This is a genomic window from Chloroflexota bacterium, assembly GCA_011322445.1.
GTDB lineage: Bacteria > Chloroflexota > Anaerolineae > Anaerolineales > DRMV01 > DRMV01.
Map to the genome: position 1 here is coordinate 31,471 of DRMV01000010.1, position 22,619 is coordinate 54,089.

At 62.0% G+C, this 22,619-nt stretch carries 19 protein-coding genes; 7 read left to right on the forward strand and 12 right to left on the reverse strand.

The annotated features are described in order from the left end of the window. Positions 1–26 precede the first annotated feature (26 nt). Positions 27–3,095, reverse strand: a complete 3,069-nt coding sequence (locus ENJ54_01715; protein HFC08561.1) for a GAF domain-containing sensor histidine kinase — start codon at positions 3,093–3,095, stop codon at positions 27–29. A 96-nt stretch (positions 3,096–3,191) separates the two neighbouring features. Between ENJ54_01715 and recG the strand changes: the two genes are divergently transcribed. Together recG and ENJ54_01725 are read left to right on the forward strand one after the other, a co-directional pair. Next, positions 3,192–5,738, forward strand: a complete 2,547-nt coding sequence (gene recG, locus ENJ54_01720; protein ID HFC08562.1) for an ATP-dependent DNA helicase RecG — start codon at positions 3,192–3,194, stop codon at positions 5,736–5,738. Positions 5,739–5,740: 2 nt separating this feature from the next. Continuing rightward, positions 5,741–6,265 carry a pantetheine-phosphate adenylyltransferase gene (locus tag ENJ54_01725; GenBank protein ID HFC08563.1) on the forward strand — a complete coding sequence of 175 codons (525 nt, stop codon included), beginning with the start codon at positions 5,741–5,743 and terminating at the stop codon, positions 6,263–6,265. Between the two features lie 92 nt (positions 6,266–6,357). Here the strand turns inward: ENJ54_01725 and ENJ54_01730 are convergent, their stop codons facing one another. Next, positions 6,358–7,881 carry a hypothetical protein gene (locus ENJ54_01730; protein ID HFC08564.1) on the reverse strand — a complete coding sequence of 508 codons (1,524 nt, stop codon included), beginning with the start codon at positions 7,879–7,881 and terminating at the stop codon, positions 6,358–6,360. A 46-nt stretch (positions 7,882–7,927) separates the two neighbouring features. Continuing rightward, positions 7,928–9,061 carry an N-acetyltransferase gene (locus ENJ54_01735; GenBank protein HFC08565.1) on the reverse strand — a complete coding sequence of 378 codons (1,134 nt, stop codon included), beginning with the start codon at positions 9,059–9,061 and terminating at the stop codon, positions 7,928–7,930. A gap of 177 nt (positions 9,062–9,238) precedes the next feature. Between ENJ54_01735 and ENJ54_01740 the strand changes: the two genes are divergently transcribed. The 3 genes from ENJ54_01740 to ENJ54_01750 are packed head-to-tail and all read left to right on the forward strand — an operon-like array spanning position 9,239 to position 11,515. After that, positions 9,239–9,793, forward strand: a complete 555-nt coding sequence (locus ENJ54_01740) for a cob(I)yrinic acid a,c-diamide adenosyltransferase (protein HFC08566.1) — start codon at positions 9,239–9,241, stop codon at positions 9,791–9,793. Between the two features lies 1 nt (position 9,794). Continuing rightward, the gene (locus ENJ54_01745) at positions 9,795–10,526 is read left to right on the forward strand and encodes a DUF554 domain-containing protein (GenBank protein ID HFC08567.1); all 732 of its coding nucleotides are present in this window, start codon (positions 9,795–9,797) and stop codon (positions 10,524–10,526) included. Beyond that, the gene (locus ENJ54_01750; protein HFC08568.1) at positions 10,469–11,515 is read left to right on the forward strand and encodes a peptidoglycan bridge formation glycyltransferase FemA/FemB family protein; all 1,047 of its coding nucleotides are present in this window, start codon (positions 10,469–10,471) and stop codon (positions 11,513–11,515) included. The genes ENJ54_01745 and ENJ54_01750 overlap by 58 nt, the downstream gene beginning before the upstream one ends. 17 nt (positions 11,516–11,532) lie before the next feature. Here the strand turns inward: ENJ54_01750 and ENJ54_01755 are convergent, their stop codons facing one another. The 9 genes from ENJ54_01755 to ENJ54_01795 form a co-directional block, all read right to left on the reverse strand. Further along, positions 11,533–11,661, reverse strand: coding sequence for a pilus assembly protein (locus tag ENJ54_01755; GenBank protein ID HFC08569.1), 129 nt, complete (start codon positions 11,659–11,661; stop codon positions 11,533–11,535). Positions 11,662–11,762: 101 nt separating this feature from the next. Beyond that, positions 11,763–13,484 carry a GTP-binding protein gene (locus tag ENJ54_01760; GenBank protein HFC08570.1) on the reverse strand — a complete coding sequence of 574 codons (1,722 nt, stop codon included), beginning with the start codon at positions 13,482–13,484 and terminating at the stop codon, positions 11,763–11,765. Between the two features lie 48 nt (positions 13,485–13,532). Next, entirely contained in the window at positions 13,533–15,215 is a 1,683-nt protein-coding gene (locus ENJ54_01765; protein ID HFC08571.1) for a PHP domain-containing protein, read from the reverse strand. Positions 15,216–15,278: 63 nt separating this feature from the next. Next, complete coding sequence (locus tag ENJ54_01770; GenBank protein ID HFC08572.1) at positions 15,279–16,859, reverse strand: NAD(P)H-hydrate dehydratase; 1,581 nt, start codon at positions 16,857–16,859, stop codon at positions 15,279–15,281. 92 nt (positions 16,860–16,951) lie between these two features. Next, on the reverse strand, positions 16,952–18,088 hold the full coding sequence (locus ENJ54_01775) for a phosphotransferase family protein (GenBank protein HFC08573.1): 1,137 nt from the start codon (positions 18,086–18,088) through the stop codon (positions 16,952–16,954). Further along, entirely contained in the window at positions 18,085–19,308 is a 1,224-nt protein-coding gene (locus tag ENJ54_01780) for an acyl-CoA dehydrogenase (GenBank protein ID HFC08574.1), read from the reverse strand. Before ENJ54_01780 ends, ENJ54_01775 begins: the two co-directional genes overlap by 4 nt. Before the next feature lie 178 nt (positions 19,309–19,486). Continuing rightward, a complete protein-coding gene (locus ENJ54_01785; protein HFC08575.1) occupies positions 19,487–19,861 on the reverse strand; it encodes a hypothetical protein in 375 nt (124 codons plus the stop codon). Between the two features lie 26 nt (positions 19,862–19,887). Then, the gene (locus tag ENJ54_01790; GenBank protein ID HFC08576.1) at positions 19,888–20,166 is read right to left on the reverse strand and encodes a hypothetical protein; all 279 of its coding nucleotides are present in this window, start codon (positions 20,164–20,166) and stop codon (positions 19,888–19,890) included. Continuing rightward, the gene (locus tag ENJ54_01795) at positions 20,163–20,513 is read right to left on the reverse strand and encodes a MarR family transcriptional regulator (GenBank protein HFC08577.1); all 351 of its coding nucleotides are present in this window, start codon (positions 20,511–20,513) and stop codon (positions 20,163–20,165) included. The genes ENJ54_01790 and ENJ54_01795 overlap by 4 nt, the downstream gene beginning before the upstream one ends. On the opposite strand from ENJ54_01795, the gene ENJ54_01800 reads away from it, so the two are divergent. Continuing rightward, complete coding sequence (locus tag ENJ54_01800; GenBank protein ID HFC08578.1) at positions 20,500–21,624, forward strand: decaprenyl-phosphate phosphoribosyltransferase; 1,125 nt, start codon at positions 20,500–20,502, stop codon at positions 21,622–21,624. The two genes, ENJ54_01795 and ENJ54_01800, sit on opposite strands and share 14 nt — an antisense overlap. Next, positions 21,585–22,607, forward strand: coding sequence for a mevalonate kinase (gene mvk, locus ENJ54_01805; GenBank protein HFC08579.1), 1,023 nt, complete (start codon positions 21,585–21,587; stop codon positions 22,605–22,607). The genes ENJ54_01800 and mvk overlap by 40 nt, the downstream gene beginning before the upstream one ends. Positions 22,608–22,619: the final 12 nt, after the last annotated feature.

Consider the following 22,619-nt stretch of genomic DNA (forward strand, 5'->3'; position numbering starts at 1 on the left):
TCTCCGAAACTGAGGTTGTCATCGCCTTACATTGCCGGTAAATATACCGCAAACACATTACCTAACGGTTCCCGCTCCGCGTCGCCCACTGTGAACGTGCTTCGGTCTTCCTGCACTACACCATAACTCATCGCCGTCCGGCGTCCCTGGCGGTCCTTGGGCGCCACATAAAAAGGCTCAAAAAGTTTCTCCATTTGCTCAGGCTTGATGGCCTCCCCCGTATCGGCAACTCGCACCACCACCCAGCGGCCGGTGTCATCCTCTTCGACCGAGGTTGTAATATACAACCGGCCACCGTGGGGCATGGTCTGAAGCAAAGTGTGGATCAGGTTGAGGAAGACATATTTCACTTCGCCCGGATCAACCACCACGAAAGGCAAATCGTCTTGCAAGGAAAGGTGCAGCGCCACGCCCCGTGAGGCCATATATTGGGAAACAAGCGACAACGTCTCTTTCAAAAGCGTGTTGGCATCAGCCACAATCTGGTATGGCTCGGGGTAACGCGCGAAGTCCAAAAGTTCCTGCACTGCATCGCGCGCCCGGCGGGCTTCCCGAAGAATGATCCGCAAATCTTCGCGGGCGGCGCTTTCAGGGGGGGCGTCTTCCAAAAGAAGTTCGGCAAAGCCTAACACGGTGGTCAGGGGAGCGTTGAGTTTGTGGGCAATGGAAATGGCCGTCTCGCCCATGGCTGCCAAACGCCCTGCTTTCATCAATTCCTCTTCCGCGCGCCGTTGCCTCGCCATCTGGTCAGAAAGTTCACGGTAAAGGCGTGCGTTCCGCAACGCCACCGCGATTTGCGGGGCCAGGGCTTCCAGCAGCCGCACCTCGTCAGGGGCAAACTGACGTGCCGGGTCATCATCGTACACCGTCAACACCCCCAACACTTCATCGGCAAACTTCAGCGGCACACTCGCTGCGGCACGGAAAACCCCGGTGTTTTGCCCTTCCTCGCGCCCTGACCACCTCGCGTAATCATCCACCACCAGCGTCTGACCGCGAACGGCCACCCACCCGCCAATGCCCCGCCCCAAAGGCATGCTGACATGGTCGCATTCCCCTTGCGGCGTCTCGGCTGCTGCAATGCGCAGTTCGCCCTTTTCCCGGTCCACCAAGCCAATTTCCACCCCGCGCACCCGCAGCAGATGTTTCACGCGCTTGACAATCCGCTGCAACAGGGTTTCCATTTCCAAATCGGAAATGATATCCAGCGCCGTCTGGCGCGTGGCTTCCAGGTGGCGAATGGTGCTTTCCAATTGTTGATAGCGGAAAGCACTGCTCAAAACGGCAGAAAGCGCGCCGGCAATGGCTTCCATCGCCATTTTGTCTTCTTCGGTGAAGGCATATTTGCGCGCCCGCTCGATGTTGATGAAACCGACCACCGTGCCCCCGCCTTCGTGGGAAAACAGCGGCACGCACAGTTCCGAGCCAGCCTCAAAGCCGGGGACAGAGCGATAAAGCGGCTCGGCCTCGGTATCTACCACCAGCCGGCTGCGCCCGCTTTTCAACACATGGGCAATGACCCCGTCCGGGGGCCACGTAGCCGCCTCGGCAGCAGGTGCAAACTGTTCGGCCTTCACCCCTGCCACGCCGTAGAACAAGGGGCGTTTCAGTTGTTCATCGGCTACGACGACCATCGCGATTTCATAGCCGAAATAAGCCGCAATCCGGCGCGCTGCCACCTCGACCACCTGCTGGGCATCCAGCAGCCCAATCACCTCTTTGATCACCTGGTGCACCAGTTCCATCCGCTGGGCGCGCGCCGCCGTTTCTTCCCGCAAGCGCAACACTTCCAGCATCAGCGCCAAATGCCCGGCCACGGCCATCAACAGGCGCTGGTCTTCTTCGGTAAACGCATCCGGTCGGGTGCTTTCCAGGTTCAACACCCCAATCACCCCGGTTTTGCTCTTCAACGGCACACATAGTTCTGAGCAAATATCCTCAGAAAAAGGGAAATAAGGCGTCACCTGGTGCACATCCCCCACACGCACGGCCTGGCCGGTTTGCAGCGTATGCCCACACAGCGAAGCGTCAATCGGCACGGGGGCCGGAAGGGGCCCCGCCGGGCACATGCCGACCGGCTCTAACACGCCATCGGCTGTGGGAAGCATGACCATGGCGACATCGGCCTGCAACACCCGCCGCAAATAGCGAGTCGCGCTCTGAACAGCCTCTTCGACATCGTCGCTGGAAAGCATGGCCAGCAAGACATCGTTCAACACCGCCTTGCGTCGCAAGTGCTCCGTGGTCTGCTCAAAAGCCAACGCCTGTTCCAACAGCCACACGACGCGGTGCGCGAAGGTCGTCAATGTCCTCTCCAGCGCGGGCGACAGCGAAGCCTGGGGCTTCAGCCTGATGCCCAGGAAGCCAATCAGCCGCCGCCCCTGCCGCAAAGGGATGCCAACCCACAGCCCTCCAACAAGCTGCGGCCCCTGCGGCCACGGCTCGTCCTCCAGGACCACCAGACTGCCTTCTCTCAAAGGCTCTAACACAGAAAGGTGTTCACACGTCGTGCTCTGGGGAACCCACTTTTCTAACAGCGCCCCATCCGCGGCCAGCACGCGCCAACTGCGCCCTTCCAGCACCGCGAGATAAGCATACAAAGAAGGGGCTTTTTCGCGCGCTGTTTCGACAACCGCCTCCGCCACCTGCGCCACCTGGCCTTTGCTTTCCGAAAGCCGGCTGATGAACTGCTCACAAATGGGCTCTGCCGCGTCGGGAGAAGCCTTCTCAGGCGCGCCCAACGCCACCACGCGCCACATCTGTCGCGCCGCGGCATCCAGGGCTTCCGCGCCCACGAGCAAAACTCCCCGCTGCTCCAAAGGGAAGGCGTGTATGCGCGGCCCCAACACATCCACATCGCCCTTGAGCACGGCGCGGCTGCGCCTTCTCCCCTGCACCAGGGCGCCGCTTAGCCAGGCGCGCCACCGCTCGGTTTCCAGGTAAGGCGTCAAAACCGCCCGGCGCTGCGCTGTGAGCCCCCACGCGACCTCGATCTGCCACTGCCCCCTTGAAGGCACCACCCAGGCAGCCCATTTTGCTGCTGTCAAACGCCCGACGCGCCGCAATTGTTCCCGAAATCGACCCTTTGCGTCCATCAACGCCTCCCACCCCCATTATACAGGAAATTGCTCCAAAGGCCACCCGCTTCACCAGGGCAACCTGCAAGATGCCAGCGCCCCGCGCCCCTGCACATGGTAAAATACTTCCCTATGAGCATTCAACCCAGTGTGGAAAAACTGCATAAATTCTTCAGCCTGGAAGCCCAACGCGGCTACGACAATGGCGCGGTGATGGGCGGGCTGGGGCGCATGTTGGAAAACTGGGAAGCCGAGGCACGCGCCGATGGCTTGCCAGAAGACCTGATTCGCGCCGTAAGCGCCCGCCTGCGCGATTATGGCCGCCTTTCGCCCGCTTCACGCGCCGAAGTGCTTCATGGGCTATGGGCGCGCATCCGCCGCACGCTGGAACTGGAAAACGGGATGAGCCTGGGGGCAGCAGCGCCGCCCGCCGCAGCCACAACAGCCCAAGCCCAGCAGCACCAGGCCGCCCCCGCCCGCCAGGCGCAGCCTGCCCCGGCAGCCTCACCACCGCCCGCGGCCGCCAGCGCGCCCCCCGCGGCGCGGTTGCCTTCCCGCGCAGCGGCAGAACCCGTCTCGCCGGAAACGCTACAAAAGCCCGTCACGGTGGTGCCCGATGTCGGCCCGCGACGAGCCAAAACCCTTGCCCGGCTGAACATCGCCACCCTCGAAGACTTGCTCTATCACCTGCCGCGGCGCTACGACGATTACAGCCAGTGCAAGCCTATCCGCCAGTTGCGCTACGGTGAGCAAGTGACAGTGCTCGGCACGGTCGACAAAATCATGGTGCGCTCACTGCACGGCGGCAAGCGAAAGATGGTCGAAGCCATCGTTTCCGATGGCAGCGGCGCGCTGCGGGTGACCTGGTTCAACCAGGTGTGGGTGGCCGATCGGCTGCGCAAAGGCATGGCTGTGGCACTGGCCGGGAAAATCGACCAATACCTGGGCCGACTGGTGCTCACCAACCCGGAATGGGAGCCGCTGGACGCGGAGCAGTTGAGCACCAAGCGCATTGTGCCGGTGTATCCGCTGACGGCCAAAATCACCCAGCGGTGGATGCGTCGCGTGATGCACCAGGTGGTGAGCCAGTGGGCGCCGCGCGTGCCCGACCCGCTGCCGCCGGCGCTGCGAGAAGAAGCCGCATTGCCCGACCTGCCCACTGCCCTCCAACAGGTGCATTTCCCCGATTCGTGGGAAGCCCTGCGGGCGGCGCAACGGCGTCTGGCCTTCGACGAAGTCTTCCTCTTGCAGTTGGGCGTGCTTCGACAGCGAGAAGCCTGGCGCCAGCGGACGGCGCGCACCTTCCCGGTGGACGATGCCTGGCTGGAAAGCCGCCTGGCCCGCCTGCCCTTTAGCCTGACAGGTGCCCAGCAGCGCGCCCTCGACGAAATCCGGCGCGATCTCACCTCCGGCCATCCGATGAACCGCTTGCTGCAAGGCGACGTCGGCTCAGGCAAGACGGTGGTCGCCGCGCTCGCGGTGGCCATGGTGGTGCAACATGGTGCCCAGGCTGCCATGATGGCGCCCACAGCCATTTTGGCCGAGCAGCACTACCGCAGTTTACAACGCCTTCTGGCCGAAGAAGAAGGCGTGCTTGCCCCAGAGCAAATTCGCCTGCTGGTCGGCAGCACACCAGCCGCGGCGCGGCGGGAAATTCTCGCCGGGCTGGCCTCTGGCGAGGTCAAAGTGCTGGTAGGCACCCACGCCTTGCTGGAAGACCCCGTCGCGTTTGCCGACCTGCAACTGGCGGTCATCGACGAACAACACCGCTTTGGGGTGCGGCAGCGCGCCCGTCTGCGCGCCAAAGGGGAAAACGTCCACATCCTCGTGATGACAGCCACCCCCATTCCGCGCTCGCTGGCACTGACCATCTACGGCGATCTGGACCTGACCGTGATGGACGAAATGCCGCCCGGACGCCAGCCAGTGGGCACCTATTTGCTCATGCCCCGCGAGCGGGAACGCGCTTATCGCCTCATCCGCCGCGAGGTGGAAGCCGGTCACCAGGCCTTCATCATTTACCCCCTCATTGAAAGCAGCGAAGTCCTGGAAAACACCCCCGCTGCGGTGGAAGCCCATCGTCGTTTGCAAGAAGAGGTGTTCCCCGACCTGAAAGTAGGGCTGCTGCACGGGAAGATGACGCCCGCGGAGAAAGACGAGGTCATGGCACGCTTTCGTAACGGTGCGTTCCACATTCTGGTCTCCACCGCGGTGGTGGAAGTTGGCGTTGATGTGCCCAACGCCACGGTGATGATCATCGAGGGGGCCAACCGCTTCGGGCTGGCGCAACTGCATCAATTCCGCGGGCGCGTGGGCCGCGGCGGAGAACAAGCCTACTGCATTCTGATTCCCGAAACCGAAAACGCCGCCGAGGAAAACGAGCGCCTGAAGGCGCTGGTGGAAACCACCGACGGCTTCGTGCTCGCCGAGAAAGACTTGCAACAGCGCGGGCCGGGCGAGTTCTTCGGCACCCGGCAGGCCGGCTTCGAAGATGCCCGCCTGCGGATGGCCAACCTACTCGATGTTCACCTCATCGAGCAGGCGCGCAATCTTTCGCAGAAAGTCATTGCCGCCGACCCCGACCTGAACGCACCCGAACACCGCTTGCTTGCCGAGCGCCTGGCGCGCTTTTGGCGCTCTGGCGAGGGAGAGATGAGTTAACCATGGTCAAAGCCATTTTCCCCGGCAGTTTCGACCCCATTCACTACGGCCACATAGATATCGCCCTGCGGGCAGCCCAACTGTTCGACGAGGTCATTGTGGCCGTGTACGACCGCCCACTCAAGAATTTAATTTTCTCCCCCGCAGAACGCATTGCTCTGGTCGAAGAAGCCTTTCACGGGCAAAAGCGCATTCGCGTGATGGGCTACAGCGGCCTGACGGTAGACTTCTGCCACCAGGTCGGCGCGCAAGTGATTGTGCGCGGCCTGCGGGTATTCTCAGACTTCGAGAACGAGTTCCGCATGGCCCTGGCAAACCGTCGGCTGGCGCCCGACATTGAAATGGTGATGCTCATCACCAACGAGGAACACACCTTCCTCTCTTCCACCACGGTGCGGGAAATCGCCTCGCTGGGCGGCGATGTGAGCACGATGGTGCCGCCACATGTGGATGCAGCCCTGAAAGCCCGCTTCGCCCAGATGAGCGAAAGCCAGCAAATGAACCACATGAAATCCCTGCGCGATTGATCTCGCGGGCCAATGCCCCACAATCCCCAAAACACCAACACCGCTCACGGCCAGACGCTTTCCTCGCCCGTGAGCGGTATTGCTTTCCCCGGTCAGGGGGCAAAATAACGCGCCACGATGTCCTGATAAGACTTGGTGGTGTGGGTATCGAGAATGCGGAAGAAATCTTGCGGTGTGGCAATGCGCCCCTGCATTTGGGTATAGTAATCGCGCAAGAAAGCAAAGAAAGCCTGGTCGCCAATGCGTCGGCGAAGGGCTTCCATAAACCGCGCTCCCTGCAAATAAGTGGCATTGACGTAAGGACGGAACGAGGGATAATCGTAAATGCTGCGGTTGATGTAGCCCTGCGGCTGGAAGTAATTGACCCGGAACCCCCACCACAGCCGCACATCGGCGGGATAGTTTCGCTGATAAAACAGCCATTCGCTGTAAACCGCCAGCGCCTCGTCCATCCAGGGGTGCAACGCCTGGTCGTTCCCCACCTGGTCATACCACCACTGATGCGAAAGTTCATGCACCCCCAAACTAACCAGGTTGCTAACAAGCGCCTGGTTGTAGGTGCGGTAGAAATTAGCACTCAGGAAGACCAGTCCGCTGTATTCCATGCCGTCGGGGGCATCGGTGGCGACAATCGCGAGGTGCCGCCGCGGCAACGCGCCATAAACCTGAGTGTACGTCGCGACGGCTTGCGAAGCATACGTGGGCAAGGCTTTGCCCCCCGCAGCCAAATCCGGGAAATAATAACTGGTGATGGTGATGTCGCCAGCCTTCGCGGTGGCAGTTTGGAAATAAGGGCTGAGAGAAAAAACAAACGTCCGCGCCGCCCGGAGCCGATAATGTCCATTGGCATCTGGCGGCGCGCTGGCCGCGATGCGGGTGCCCGCGGCGGCATGTTTGAGCGTCAAAACAATGTCGTAATCAGCCGAAGGATAAACCAGATGGTCGCCAAAAGGCCACGGTTTCTGCCACAGCCACCCTTGTTTGGGGTCATAAGGCACCACGAAAGGATACCAATCGACCAAATTGGTCTGCCGGGCGTCCATCCCGAAAATGCGGCTACCGGTACGGTAAGGGAGCACAAGCCGGTAATGGATTTCCAGCACAAGGCTTTGCCCCGGGCGTAGCGGCTGGGGAAGCGGCAGGACCCAGCGGGTGCCGTTGAGGGTACCGCGCACAGGTTGACCGTCGAGGGTCACCGACTCCAGGTGAAAAACGTTGGGCCACTGGGCCGGTTCCACATTGAGCACCAGTCGGTCGAGCGCGCTGGGGCTGGCGTTGGGGTAGACAATGCGCTCATCGACCGTCAGGGTACGGGCCCAAAAATCGAGCACGGCGGTAAAGTCGTAACGCGGCCGTGCGGGAGGCCGGGAAGTTGCCGTGGGGGAAGGGGTGGGCGACGCAAGAGGCGTGGCCGTCGCGGCAGGCGTATTCGAGGGTGTCATGGTGGGGGGGAACGGCGTATTGGTCACCGGTGCAAAAGGCGTGGCCGTTGCCGTAGCCGGGGGTGTTGCCGTGACTGGCGCCGTAATTGGGCGCGCGGCATAAACACAGCCCCCCAGCCAAAGGCTCAGGGCCGCCATAACCAATCCCACCAGGTCGTAACGCAATCTTCGCATGAAAAAAAGCGCCCGCGCTGGGGGCGCGGGCGCGAGCAAGGAGAGCTTAAATGGCCTTTCGGAACACGCGATGGTTCTTGTATTCTTTCGCCCCGATGTTGATGAGATCCTTCCGCATCTGGCGGGCAGTCTCGGCCACCTGCGTCAGTTCGGCGTGTTCATAGCGGCCTTCCGATTTGACCGTCTGGTACATCTCTTCGTAAAGCAGCACATTCGCGCCGCGCCCGTGATATTTCGGCAGCACCCCTGCGCCGTTGAGCGAGATCCAGTTCGTGCGGGCACGCTCGATGAGCAAGTCGGCGATGCTCCAGGGGTAAAGATGGCCCTTGGCGCGTTGCATGGCTTTCGACACATCGGGGAAGCCGAACAGGAAACCAATGATCTCATCATCGCCGTGCAGAATGACCTTGATGTAACGCGGCACCGCCACCAGCACCAGGGTATCCACGATGTATTTGATTTCCCGCTCGGTCAGCGGGTAGTATTCCCAGTTGTTGACAAAGGTGTTGTTGTAGGTTTCGCCGATTTTGTTTGCCCAGCGGCGAATTTCGCGGGTGCTCTTGAAGGTGTGCACCCGGAAGGTGCCGCGTTCCTGCACACGCCGGGCAATGCGGTGGATGCGTTCCGGCAATTCGTAATCGGGGGCATGCACATAGGTCGAGACGAAATCCACTTCCTTTTCAAACCCCATTGCTTCCATGAACCTGGGGTAGTAAGGGAAGTTGTAGTTCATCATGTCCATCATCTGACGATGCTCAAAGCCCTCAATTTGAATGCCATAACCGTTGAAGGCGCTAAACCCTTTCGGCCCAACCAGCGTATCCAGGCCGCGCTTGTGAGCCCACTCCTCCACACGGGCAAAGAGCGCCTTGGCGACTTCCAAATCTTCAATCACATCGAAGAAATAAAAACTGGCAGTCTTCTTGCCGTGGTATTTGTTGTAGGGCTTGATTTCCAGCGCCGAAATGCGCCCCACAACTTCGCCATCGCGCTCGGCAATGAAGAAATCGGCATCGGAATGTTCGTAGAAGGGGTGCTTTTGCTTGTTGAGGGCAAACTCGATGTCACGGATAAAAGGAGGCACCCACTGCGGCGTACCGCGATAAAGGTCGTAGTGAAACTTGACGAACTTGCGCACGTCGGCGCGATTGGTGGTATCGATCTGACGGACGGTGAGCATAAGAACACTCCTTGAATGGGAATAAGAACCACGCTAATAAGTATACACCTTTCCGCGCCCTGCGTTGCGGTGGAAGATGGGCGACCACCCTCCCCTGCGCGCATCCAGCGGCCACCGCGCGCCCCAAGATACGCTTCGTCGCGCCAGCCATCGCCAACTTGTGCTAAAATTCCTCCCATGAGCATCCAAAAATTCTACACCACCACCGGCGACGATGGCTCAACCGGCCTGTTGGGGGCAGGGCGTGTGCCCAAAGACCATCCTCGGCTGGAAGCCATCGGCACCATCGACGAAGCCGGGGCGTGCCTGGGGCTGGCCCGGGCCCATGCTCGCGCTCCCCAAACGCGCGCCTTCCTCGAAGAAGTGCAGCGCCACCTTTACCAATTGATGGCCGAAGTCGCCGCCACGCCCGAAAACGCGGCGCAGTTCCGCAGCATTGGCAGCGAGCAGGTGGCCTGGGTGGAAGCCCGCATCGCCGAAATTGGCGAAATCGTGCCGCCTCCGAAAGCATTCATCCTCCCTGGCGACACGGTAGGCGGGGCTTACCTCGACCTGGCGCGCACGGTGGTGCGCCGCGCTGAGCGCCGCCTTGCGACCCTCGTGCGCAGCGGTGAGGTCGAGAACCGCGAACTGCTCCGCTATCTCAACCGTCTTTCTTCCCTGTGCTACGCCCTGGAACTGCTGGAAAACCACACCGCGGGCGTCACCCCCACCAAAGCCAAAGAAGGCTGAAATGACGGGCACCCTCATCAACATTGCCACCATCATTCTCGGGAGCACCTTAGGGCTGTTCATCGGCGAGCGGCTGTCGCAACGCACGCGCGACACCGTGGTGGCCGGGCTGGGGCTATTCACCGCGGCCATTGGCCTCCAAATGTTCTTCAAAACCGAGAATGCCATCATCGTCTTGCTCAGCCTGTTGTTCGGTGGGCTGCTGGGCGAGTGGTGGCGTCTCGAAAGCCGCTTAGAGCACCTGGGCGCATGGTTGGAAGCCCGCTTTGCCGGCAATGGCGATAGCGCCCGCTTCATTCAGGGCTTCCTTACCGCGTCGCTGCTGTTTTGCGTTGGCCCGATGAGCATTTTAGGCTCCATTCAAGACGGCTTGCTCGGCGATTACAAACTGCTGGCCATCAAAGCGGTGCTCGATGGCTTTGCTTCCCTGGCCTTTGCCTCTACACTGGGCATTGGGGTGATGTTCTCTATCATCGTGGTGCTGGTGTATCAGGGCGGCATCAGCCTGGCAGCCGCGCAACTGCACGGCTTGCTCAACCAACCCGCAATGATCAACGAACTCACGGCGGCTGGCGGCATCATCCTGCTGGGGCTGGCTATCAGCAGCCTGCTGGAAATCAAACCCATCCGCAGTGGCAACCTCTTGCCCGCCCTTGCCATTGCCCCGCTGCTGGTGTGGCTGGTCGGCGCTGCGCCTCACTGGTGGGCGCTTTTCGTGCAGGTGGTGCGGTGAACTACACAACGAAAATCGATGCCGAAGTGGATGCCGTCGCGTGGGAAGCCTTCCTGCAGGCCCATCCCGATGCCCACATCTTGCAAACAGCGGCCTGGGGCACGCTCAAGTCGGCTTTCGGCTGGTACGCTTTTCGCCTGATCGCGGGCGAAGCCGGCGCGCAAGTGCTCTTCCGCCCGCTGCCAGGGGGCTTTACGGTGGCTTACATCCCCAAAGGGCCAGTTGGCCCCCCCGAAGCATGGGAAACCCTCTGGCCCGAGGTGGATGCGCTCTGCAAGCGGGAACGTGCCGTTTTCCTGAAAGTGGAGCCCGACCTGTGGGAAGACACCCCCACCGCGAAAACGCCACGCGGTTTCCGGGAAAGCCCTCATGCCATCCAGCCCCGCCGCACCCTCGTGGTGTCTCTGACGGGCGACGAAGACGCCATTTTGGCGCGCATGAAACAAAAAACGCGCTACAACATCCGCCTTGCGGCGCGCAAGGGCGTCACCGTGCGCCCCTGGGAAGACATTCAAGCCTTCTACCGCCTCATGGCCGAAACCGGCGCGCGGGATGGCTTTGGCGTACACGCGGCGAGATATTATCAAAAAGCCTATGAACTTTTTCACGCAGAGGGGGCTGTTGAACTCCTGGTCGCCGAGTACGAAGGTGAGCCGCTCGCTGCGCTCATGGTTTTCGCTCGCGGCCAACGCGCGTGGTATTTTTACGGGGCTTCCACCGGAAAACAGCGAAACAAAATGCCCACCTACCTGCTGCAATGGGAAGCCATGCGATGGGCCCGCAGCCGCGGCTGCAGCGAATATGACCTCTGGGGCGTGCCCGACGCCGACGAGGCTACCTTAGAGGCCGAGTTCACCACACGGCGGGAAGGGCTGTGGGGCGTGTATCGCTTCAAGCGCGGTTTTGGCGGGGTGCTGCGCCGCGCCCCGGTCTGGGACCGGGTGTACCGGCCGGTGCTTTACAGCCTCTACCGGGCCTGGCGCTCGTAAACCACGGCAGCGGCGGCTCAGAAAGTCGTGAGCACATTGCTATATAAATTGCCCGTGCTCTGCCCAAACAAATAAACCACCGCGATCACAATCAGCGCCACCAGCATGAGAATGAGGGCGTATTCCAGCAAGCCTTGACCTTTCATGGCAATCGCTCCTTCAAACAATAGGCGTCTCTCTGAACCCGGGTTTTGGATTAGCGCGTTCCCACGAAGTATTACGCAGGGGGCATAGGGGCGCGGCGGCCCTATAATCGGGCAATCTTGGCCTTCAACTGTTCCATTGCCGCGAGAATTTCCTTCAGGCGCTGGTGCAGTTCAGCGGCGCGTTTGTGCTCAGCACGCACGAAGCGCGTGTAGGGGGCCATGGCTTCGCGAATTTGTTCCAGGTTGTTTTCCATCGTGGTTTCGAACTGCTGACGCAATGCGTGGGAAAGGGAGCGCCGCAACTGGGTCACTTTGCGGTGCATTTCGGCGGTGGCTTGTTTGCGTCGCGCCGGAATGACGAACAAACCCAACACCGCCACAAACGTGGCGGCGGCAATGCCGGTAATATCGGCCGTCATGGTCGTGGCGATAGCGGTAATCACTGCCCCCAGGCCAATGGCGCCGACTTCCAGCGCCGCCGCGGCCGCCACCGCGGCTTGCGTGCCTTCGGCGAGCGCGCGGGCCTCCTTTTCCTTGTCGTAACTTTCCACCACTGCCTGCGCCCGCTGCCCCACCGTCTCCACCAGTCGGTCGCGGTCATAGCGAAAGCCGGTCGGGGCTTCCAGCATCTTGCCCTGATATTTCTCGCGGTGCCGGGCAAGGTATTCGTGCACCGCCTGCCATTGCCGCAGGTCGTTTTCCACCAGCCAGTCAATGAGTTTTTCCACCCGCTCTTCAATTTGCTCCGGCACATTGCCGATGACATGCGTCTGAAATTCCTCTTGCAGGCGCTTCTTGCGGAAGAGATCAACCACCCTCCCCAGCCGGATAGTTTCCTCAAAGTAATCACGCGCCCGTTCTTCCATTTGCAGCAAAATGTTATCAATTTCGGCCATGCGCAGTTCAAACCCGCGCTGCATGTCGGCCTTGTACTCTTCCAACTGGCGCTCAACATGGGCTATCACTTCCAAATCGCCGGAAAGCACCTCCAGTTCACGCTCCAGCGCGGCGGCGTGTTCTTCCGCGAGGCGCATGCCCACCCCCAGGGGGTTGAGCAGTTTCAGCCGGATGCGCTCGGTCTGGTCGAGCGTGTCGCGGATGTAGGTTTCCAGCGGCTCGAAGTGGCTGGCTTCCCAGAGCGGCTTTTCGCCCTGCTTCGCCCGTAACGCCAGTTTGGCGCTCACAGGGAAAACCTCGGGCGTGGTGCCCAGCAAAAGGCGCGCGTTGTCGCTCACAAAGGAAATCACCTGCTCCAGGTCTTCAGGGCGTTCCAGCAGGTCGGCCTTGTTGATGACCAGCACGATTTTCTTGCCCCAGGCGCGCAGTTTCTCGAGGAAGGCGCGCTCGCTTTCGCTAAAGGGGCGGTCAGCAGAGGTGACGAAAAGCACCAAATCGGCGCGCGGCGCAAAGCGCTGGGTGATGAGTTCGTGCTCGCGGATGATCGCGTTGGTGCCGGGGGTATCCACAATGCTCAGGTCACGCAGCAATTCCACCGGCGCGGTGATTTCCAGCAAATGCTCACCGAGCGGTTTCTGGCCTATCATCTCGCCATAGCGCAAGATGTTGACCTGGGTAGTGGTGGGGGTCACGCCTTCCTGAAGCACCGATTGCCCCAAGAGGGCATTGATGAGCGCGCTCTTACCCGCGTTGAACTCACCCACCACCACAATGAGAAAGAAGTCGTCCAGTTGCAGAATGGACTCTTCGAGCGTCCGGCGCGCTTCAGCGTCAATGCCTGCCTGTTGTAAGGTTTCGCGCAAGTTACTGAGCAAAGTGCGCTCTTCCTGCAGCAGCGCATCGGGTTTGTGTTTGAAGAAAGGCATGGAAGGCTCCCAGAAGGGGGGATAGGCTGTCGTGTCAGGTGTCAGGTGTCAAACGGTGTGACGGTGGCGTAGCCACGCCAGCAGGCGGTCGGTTTCCCAGGTGTTGATGATGTTTTCAGGGGAAGCCCAGCCGCGGCGGGCCGTCAGCACACCATAGAAGAGGTAGTCGAAGTCGGCAGGGCGGTGAGCGTCGGTATTGATGCTGATGAGAATGCCGCGCCCAATGGCCTGCTGCACCAGATGGTCGGCCAGGTCCAGACGGCGGGGGTGGGCGTTGATTTCCAGCGCAACGCCATGCTCCGCCGCGGCGGTGAGCACGGCTTCCCAATCCAAATCCGCGCCGGGGCGGTAGGGTAACAGGCGGCCCGAGGGGTGGCCGATGATGTGCACGTGGGGATTGCAGATGGCGCGCAGCAGGCGCGCGGTGATTTGCTCACGCGGCTGGCGCAGCGAGGTGTGCAGCGAGGCCACCACCACGTCCAGTTCGGCCAGGACGTCGTCAGGGTAATCCAAACGGCCGTCGGCCAAAATTTCCACTTCCGCGCCTTGCAAAAGCAGAATGCGGTCGCCCAGTTCGGCCTGCACGCGGCGGATTTCTTCCCGCTGGGCGCGCAGGCGTTCCGGCGTGAGGCCGTGCGCGACGCCCAGGCTTTGGGAATGATCGGTAATCGCCAGCACCTGCAACCCGCGGGCAAGAGCGGCCTCGGCCATCTGGCGAATGGTGGAATGCCCGTCGCTCCATTCGGAATGGTTGTGCAGGTCGGCGCGAATTTGCCCGGCGCGCACCAGCACAGGCAAACGCCCCGCGCGGGCGGCTTCCACTTCACCGCGGCCTTCTCGCAGTTCGGGGGGAATCCACGGCAGGCCCAGGGCCTGGTAAAAGGCGGCTTCGGTGGGCGCATCGTTGGGCAGCGCGGCGCTACCACCGAGGGCCTGCAAATGCCCGGCACTGCCCGTGCTCAACACCCACGCGCTGCCCCAGCGTTCCGGGCGGGCAGCGATGAGGTGCAGTGGGAAGCCATCGGCCAGGCGGGTTTCGGTTTCGGCGTAATCGGCATGCAGCACCACCTCGCCTTGCAGTCCCAGATGCTCCAGTGCTGCTTGCAGGGCTTCGGCGGGCTGCTCCGCGGCGAGAAGCAGGTCCATATCACCAACCAGCGCCCTTCCCCGACGGGTGCTGCCTGCCAGTTCGGCGCGCCCAACCAGCGGCAGGCGGCGCAGGCGCTCCAGCACCTGCTGCGCTCGCGGGTAAACCTCACCCAGCAAGAACCCCGTGGGCTGCTCGCGCCGCGTCTGGATGGCTTCCAAAATGCGGGTTTCGGTCTTGGCCCCAAAACCAGGCAAGGCGCGCAAGCGGCTCTCGCGGGCGGCTTGCTCCAAGCCGGCAACATCTTCAATGCCGAGTTCCTGCCAAAGCCGCCGGACTTTCTTCACGCCCAGGCCGGGCAGCGAGAGGATTTCCAACAACGACGGCGGCACTTCGGCTTCCAGGCGCTCAAGGAAGCCCAACTGCCCCGTGCGCAGATATTCGTCGATTTTCTTGGCGATGGCCGCCCCCACGCCCGGAATTTCGGTCAGCCGCCCCGCTTGCCAAAGGGCCTCAATGGGTTCTTCCAACGTCTCGATGGCATCGGCGGCACGGCGGTAAGCGCGCGTCTTGTAAGCCGACTCGCCTTTGAGTTCCAACAGCGTCGCAATGCGACGGAAAAGTTGTGCCACAGCCCGGTTCATGTCGGTATTGTACCCGATTTTGGCACGGGTTGAAGGGCCTGGCCCCCCGGCGTCGGCGCGCCTCTACACGACCGTGATCTGACCGTAATGGTCTGCCGCCATTGCCGCGCCGTGCTGACGCAGATGGCGCAGGGCATGGGGCAGGTAGGCCAGGATGTCGCCCGCGACCACACCGTCTTCGCCCAGGCTGGCGGCGGCCAAATCACCTGCGAGGCCGTGCACGAACACGCCCATGCGAGTGGCTTCGGGCAGAGGGAAGCCGTGGGCGGTGTGCATGGCCGCGATGGTGCCGGTAAGCACGTCGCCGCTGCCCGCGGTGCCCATGCCGGGGTTGCCGCTCAGGTTGATGAACACCTGCGCTTCGGGCGTGCCGATGAGGGAATGGGCACCCTTGAGCACGATGGTGGCCTGCCATTGGGCCACGGCGGCTTGCAGCGCAGCAATGCGATCGGCCTGGATTTCAGCAGTGGCTCGACCAGTCAGGCGCGCCATCTCGCCCGGGTGAGGCGTGAGCGCGGTGGGCGCCGTGCGGCTTCGCACCAGTTCAGGGTGTCCGGCAAGGGCGGTCAGGCCGTCGCCGTCAACCAACAACGGCTTCTCCAACTGTTGGGTGAGGCGGCGGGCCAGTGCCTGGCTTTCGGGGTGCAGGGAAAGCCCGGGGCCGAGCACCACCATATCCATCGGCGCAGCGGCTTCCAACAGGCCGTCGAGGGCTTCCAGGGCAAGGGTGCCTTCATCGGTCGCGGGCTGCGGCAGGACCACGATTTCGCTGCCTTTGCTGGCGATGAACGGCGCTGCCGGGGCCGCCGTCGCGAGGTAGGCCAACCCGCCGCCCGCCTTCAGGAAAGCCATCGCGGCGAAATAGGGCGCGCCGAGGTAGCGGCTGCCGCCCGCGATGAAGAGCACTTTGCCAAAAGTGCCTTTGTGGCCGTCGCGCGGGCGCGGCGGCAGGGGCAGGGGGTCGTTGACGGCCAGGTTGAGGCTTTCCTGGGTGTAGAGTTCCAGCGGGAAGGAAATGTGGGTCACGAAAAGTTTGCCGCCGTAGCGAAAGCCGGGGTAGAGGAGGTTGCCTGGTTTGGGCAGACCAAACGTGATGGTCGCGGCGGCTTCCACGGCAACGCCGAGCACTTGCCCTGTATCACCAGCAATGCCCGAAGGAATATCGAGGCTGAACACCGGCTTGCCGCTGGCGTTGAGCAGCCGAATGGCTTCAGCATAACGCCCGGCAACCGGGCGGCTCAAACCGGTGCCAAAAATAGCATCGACGGCGGCATCGGCAGTGGCAAGGGCGCTCCGCAAGGGCGTGAGGTCATCGCCCAAGGTGGTGAAGGGCAGGCCGATATGGGCCAGCATCTCGTAATGGAAACGGACGGTGTCGTCGAATTTCTGCGGGCTTCCCAGGCAAAAAACATGCACCCGCGCGCCGGTGGAATGCAGTTTGCGGGCGACCACCAGCCCGTCGCCGCCGTTGTGCCCGTTACCGCACACCACGACGAACGTTTTGCCGCGCACGCCGAGTTCCTGCAGAATAACGTGGTAAGCGGCCCCTCCGGCGTTTTCCATCAGGATAGTGCCAGGAATGGCGTATTTTTCGATGGCGGTGCGGTCAAGTTGGCGCATTTCAGCCACGCGAGAGACTTTCATGGCAACCTCCGGGAAATGGCAAGTGATGCAGGATGCAAAGATGCAAGTTGCGTCTTGCATCTTGCAACTTGCAACTTGCAACTTGCAACTTGCTACAATCCCCACCCCTCCATCGCCCGTTTGGCGGCGCGTTCCAGGCCGGCCACGGCTTTGTCGAAATGGCGGAAGCGCTCGTCGCGGGTTTGGCCGTGGTAGTAGCGGTAGTAAATCTGCTGGGCAATGCCCGCGAGGCGGAAAAGGCCGTACACGAAATAGAAGCGCAGGTCGTCGGGGGTGAGGTCGGTGTCGGCAATGTAACGCGCCACCACCTCGCGGCGGGTGAACGCGCCGGGCAAATGGGTTGGCCCAAGGCGGATGGCCTGCATCTCCGGCGGGTCGTCGGCCTGCACCCAATAGGCCAACGACGCGCCCAAATCCATCAGCGGGTCGCCCACGGTTGCCAGTTCCCAGTCCAGCACACCGACGACGCGGAAGGAGCTCTCCCCACCCCCCGCCCCCCTCCCCTCCCTTACTAAGGGAGGGGAGGGGGTGTCAGGCGCTTGCGCCGGACGGGGGAGGGGTGAGATCTCAAAGACGACATTGTCGAACCGATAGTCGTTGTGGATGAGCGCCGCACCGCGTTCCGGCGGAAGGTTGGCCTCCAGCCATGCGATGACGTCCTCGAAATCCGGCACGTTGGGGGTGCGCGCATCGCGATAGCGCCGCGCCCAGCCCTGCACCTGCCGCTGGACGTAGCCTTCCGGGTGGCCGAAATCGCCAAGGCCGAGGGTGCGGTAATCGAGCGCGTGCAGGCGGCGGTGAGTGTCGATGAGCCGTTCGCACAGCAGGCGGACGCGTTCCGGCGGCAGGTCGAGGTCGGGCGGTGGTTCGCGGCGCAAAATCAGGCCGTGGAGCCGCTCCATCACATAGAAAGGCGCGCCCAGCACCGCGGGGTCGTCGCAATAGGCCAGCGGCCGCGGCACGGGGAAAGCGCCGTAAAGGGCGTTGAGCAGTACCCACTCGCGGTGCATGTCGTGGCCGCTCTTGGGCTTCTTGCCACGCGGCGGGCGGCGGAGCACCATTTCAGTTTCACCCATACGCAGCAAATAGGTCAGGTTGGAGTGGCCGGAAGGGAATTGCAGGACTTCCAGCCTGCCCTCCAGGCCCGGGATGGCTTCCTTGAGGTAGGCTTCCAGGCGGGCGAGGTCGAGTTCCTCGCCGGGGCGGGGCGGGCGGACAGCGTCGCTCATTGCAGCACCTTCCTTCCGGCTTCCATGACGTCGCGATAAGGGCGCAGCAGCCGCTTAGCAAGGGAAACCTTGTGCACTTCGTCCGCGCCGTCGTAGATGCGGGCCGCGCGCTCGTGGCGGTAAAAATAGGCCAAGATGGTGTCGTCGGTCATGCCCAGGCCACCGTGCACCTGCAGGGCGCGGTCAACCACCTTTTGCATGGTGTTTGCCACGAGGAACTTGATCATGGAAATTTCCTGGCGGGTTTCCTTCCAGCCCAGATGCTCGATGCGCCAGGCGGTTTGCAACGTGAGCGCGCGGGCGGCCTCGATTTCGGCGGCGCTTTCGGCAATCCACGCCTGGATGATTTCCTTGTCGGCCAGCACCTGGCCGGGAGCGATGGGACGGCGGGCGGCGTATTCAATCATCAAATTCAGCGCGCGGCGGGCGACGCCCAGCCAGCGCATGGTGTGGTGAATGCGCCCTGGCCCTAAGCGTTCCTGCGCAATGCGGAAACCGGCGCCTTCCGGCCCCAGCAAGTTGCTTTGAGGCACGCGACAGGAATGGTAAAGGATTTCGGCATGGCTGAAATAGCCGCCGCCTTTGTGCCCCATGATGTTGATGTTGCGCACGATGTCGAAGCCGGGCGTGTCGGCGGGCACGATGATCATGCTGGCGCGCTGGTAAGGCGGCGCGTCGGGGTCGGTCACGGCCATCACAATGGCAAAAGCGGCTCCGTCCGCGGCGGTGGTGTACCATTTCTGGCCGTTGATGACGTAATCATCGCCGTCCTTGACCGCGGTGGTTTCCATGTAAACCGGGTTGGAGCCAGGCATTTCCACCTCGGTCATGGAAAAGCAACTGCGAATTTTGCCTTCCACCAGCGGGCGCAGCCAACGCTCCTTCTGTTCCGGCGTGCCGTATTTATGCAGAATTTCGATGTTGCCCGCGTCGGGAGCCTGGGTGCCAAAGATGTAGTGCCCCAGGGGGCTGGCGCCCAGAATTTCGGAAACCAGCGCAAAATCGGTCAGTGGCAGTTCCATGCCGCCATATGCCTTGGGCTGGGCAGGCCCCCATAGCCCCATTTGCTTGACCTTCTCGCGCAGAGCGTCGAGGCGGGGCTGGAAAACGTCAGGCGGCTCGTTGAGGAAGTGCTGCTCCAGCGGGTAGACCTCTTTTTCCATGAATTCCCGAATAAGGTTGAGCATCAGTTGCGTGTCGTGAGGAATGGTGAAGTCCATGCGGGGGCTCCTGAATGGGATTGGGCGCGATGGCCGCAGACTCGCACGTTTGTTATAGCACATTCGTGAAGGCTGGTCAAAGGGCGTGGGCATTGCACGGCCGCGGAAGGCAAAAAAAAGCCCCTCCGCGCGGTGGCGGAGGGGTAACGGAGAGGGGAAGCAACGGTGCCCGGCAGCGTCAGGCCTTGCGCAGAAAATGCTGATCAACGATGAGAATGCCCACAATCACCACCCAGGTGACCGTGCGCACCGTCATCGCGCGCAGGCTTTCCCCCGCGACAACCTGGTGATAGGCCGTTTGGAGGATGATATACACTGTGGAATGGGCTGCCAGGGTTGCCAGCGCCAGTTTGGGCGCAATGGGCCGGTCTTGCCACAGCAACACGGATGTGACGACCACGGTCAGAATCCCCATGGTGAGGTTGTAAACCGGTAACCAACTGATGACGTAGTAATCGACGGGCTCGTGGAGGATGACCACTTTGGTGCCTGCAAAGACAGCCATACCGCCGATGATGAAAGCCAGAACGGCAGCGATCTTATTGAGTTTCATGTTTTGCTCCTCGTTGAACGTGAAGGTCAGGAAGACTGTGAAGCCTTGGTGGTACGACGGCGGCCAGCGTCGCGCCGCGTGCGGCGACGGCGCTGCCACTTTGCCAGGTAAGGCAAAAAGTAAAGATAGGCACCGCTAATCGCCAGCAAGAGAATCAGCAAAGATTGAATTTGCTCGAATTGCGGGGGAAGCAGTTTAACACCCATCACGAGTTTCGCCGTCACCGCGACGGGAATGATGATAAGGGTGGGCACTGCTAACCAACGGTGGAGAATGCGGGCCCATTTGTTGAAGAATTTGCTCATGGGTTTTTCCTCGAAGAAGATTGGTCCGAGGCAGGGGGCACCTCGGCTGCTTGCAGCGTGCGTTCCAGCAGGGTGAGCAAAGTGTTTCGCTCGGTGGGCGTCAGCCCTTGCAACAGCCGCTCGAATTTACGGCGGTGCGTCGCCACAGCCTGCTGGTAAACTTTCCGGCCTTCTGCGGTCAGATAGCACTGGAAGGCCCGCCGGTCTTGCGGGTGAGGGCGTCGCTCCACCCACCCCGTGCTTTCCATCTGGCGGATGGCAATGCTCACGGTAGGCGGGGAAAGCCGGAGGGCATCGGCAATGTGTTGGAGGTTGCTGCCCGGCATCTCGGCAATGGCTTCCAGCAAAGTAAAGTGGGAAGGTGTAACAGCGATTTCCTGGGCTGGACTGCGGTCACCTAAACGGCGCAGTCGCGTTGCCAGTTGCAGAAAACGCTGGGCATCATCGGTTAGCGATTGCTCCAAAGGTGTTCTCCTTTCGCGTCGCGAATATTTAGTTAACCTAACTAAATATACCGCGCGACCAGAAAGGCGTCAAGGTTTAAAGCAAACTCGAAAGCCCCACTCTTGGTATAATCTCTCCATGCGCATCCTTTGGGCTTTCATCCGTGCACTGCGGCCACGACAGTGGACCAAAAACGCTTTTGTATTTGCCGCCCTGGTCTTCGACCGGCAACTGACCCATCCCCAGGCCTTTGCCCGCACCCTGGCAGGCTTCGGGCTGTTTTGCCTGCTTTCGGGGGCAGTTTACCTCATCAACGACATTGCCGACCGGGAAAGCGACCGTAAGCACCCCGAGAAGCGCCACCGTCCCATCGCCAGCGGCGCGCTGCCCGTCTCGATCGCTGCCGGCGGTGCCAGCGCGCTTTTGGTCTTTGCTTTGGGGGTCTCGTGGTTGCTCTCCCCCGCCTTTTTCCTCGTTGCGGCTTCATACCTGCTTCTCAATCTGGCCTACTCCTTCTACCTGAAACACATTCCCATCATTGACGTGCTCATCATTGCTGCGGGTTTCGTGCTGCGGGTGCAGGCAGGGGTTGTGCTTATCCATGTGCAGCGGTTTTCGCCCTGGCTGTATGTGGTCACCACGCTGCTGGCGTTGTTCATCGGCTTTGGCAAACGCCGCGCCGAACTTAGCCTGCTGGCCGAAGGTGCAGGCCGCCATCGCCGCGTGCTGGATGGCTACACCATTCCGTTTTTAGACCAGCTCATCACCATCACCTCAGCCACGACCATCATTGCTTACAGCCTTTACACCTTCTCCGCGCCCAACCTGCCGGCCAACCACGCGATGATGCTTTCCATTCCTTTCGTACTGTATGGCATCTTCCGCTACCTTTATCTGGTGCAGGTGGAAGGCCGCGGCGGCGCGCCGGAAGAGGCCCTGCTGACCGACCTGCCCCTTCAGATGACCTTGCTGCTGTGGGGGGTGACCATCCTGCTCATCTTTTACATCTACTGACGGGGGTGCGCGTGCCTGCCACAACTGCCACTGCACCGGGCAAAATCATCCTGTTTGGGGAACACGCCGTCGTGTACGGCCAGCCCGCGCTGGCCGTGCCGGTGCCCGCGGTGCGCGCCCGCACCGTGGTTTCGCCCGCGCCTGACCTGCCCGCAGGGGAAATCCGCATCACCGCCCCCGCCGTGGCGCTGGAAAACGCCCCACTGGAAAGCCTGCCGCCCGAGCATCCGTTGGCGAAAGCCGTGGCGCTGACTTTAGAGGCCATTGGCGTTCCTCACCCTCCTGCCCTGCGCCTGCGGTTGAGTTCCACCATTCCGGTCGCGGCGGGGTTGGGCAGCGGTGCAGCCGTGACGGTGGCCCTCGCCCGGGCGCTGAGCGCCTTCCTGGGGCGCCCCTTGGGCAACGACACCGTCAACGCCATTGCCTACGAGGTGGAAAAAATCCACCACGGCACACCCTCGGGCATCGACAACACCGTCGTTACCTACAACCTGCCGGTGTATTTCGTGCGCGGCCAGCCGTTGCGCACGTTTCGGGTCAGGTGTCCCTTCACCGTGGTCATCGCCGACAGTGGCATTCCGGCCCCGACCGCGCAGGCCGTGAGCGATGTGCGCCGGGCCGCGCAGGCTGAGCCGGAACGCTTCCAGGCGCTCTTTGCCGCTGTCGGCCGGGTGGTGGAAGCCGCCTACCGCGCCATCACCACGGGAACGCCGGAAGCCTTAGGCCCGCTGATGGACGAGAACCACGCCCTGCTGCAACAAATGGGCGTTTCGTGTCCCACGCTGGACCGGCTGGTGACGGCCGCGCGGCAGGCAGGCGCATTAGGGGCCAAACTTTCCGGCGGCGGCCGCGGCGGGAACCTCATTGCGCTGGTGCCTCCTGATGCCCCTGAGGCTGCTGAAGCCATCGCCCGCGTGCTGGAAGCCGCCGGTGCCGTCCGCACCATCGTCGCGACTATCGCCCCCGCGCACCGTAACCCCTGACCGAGCACCGGC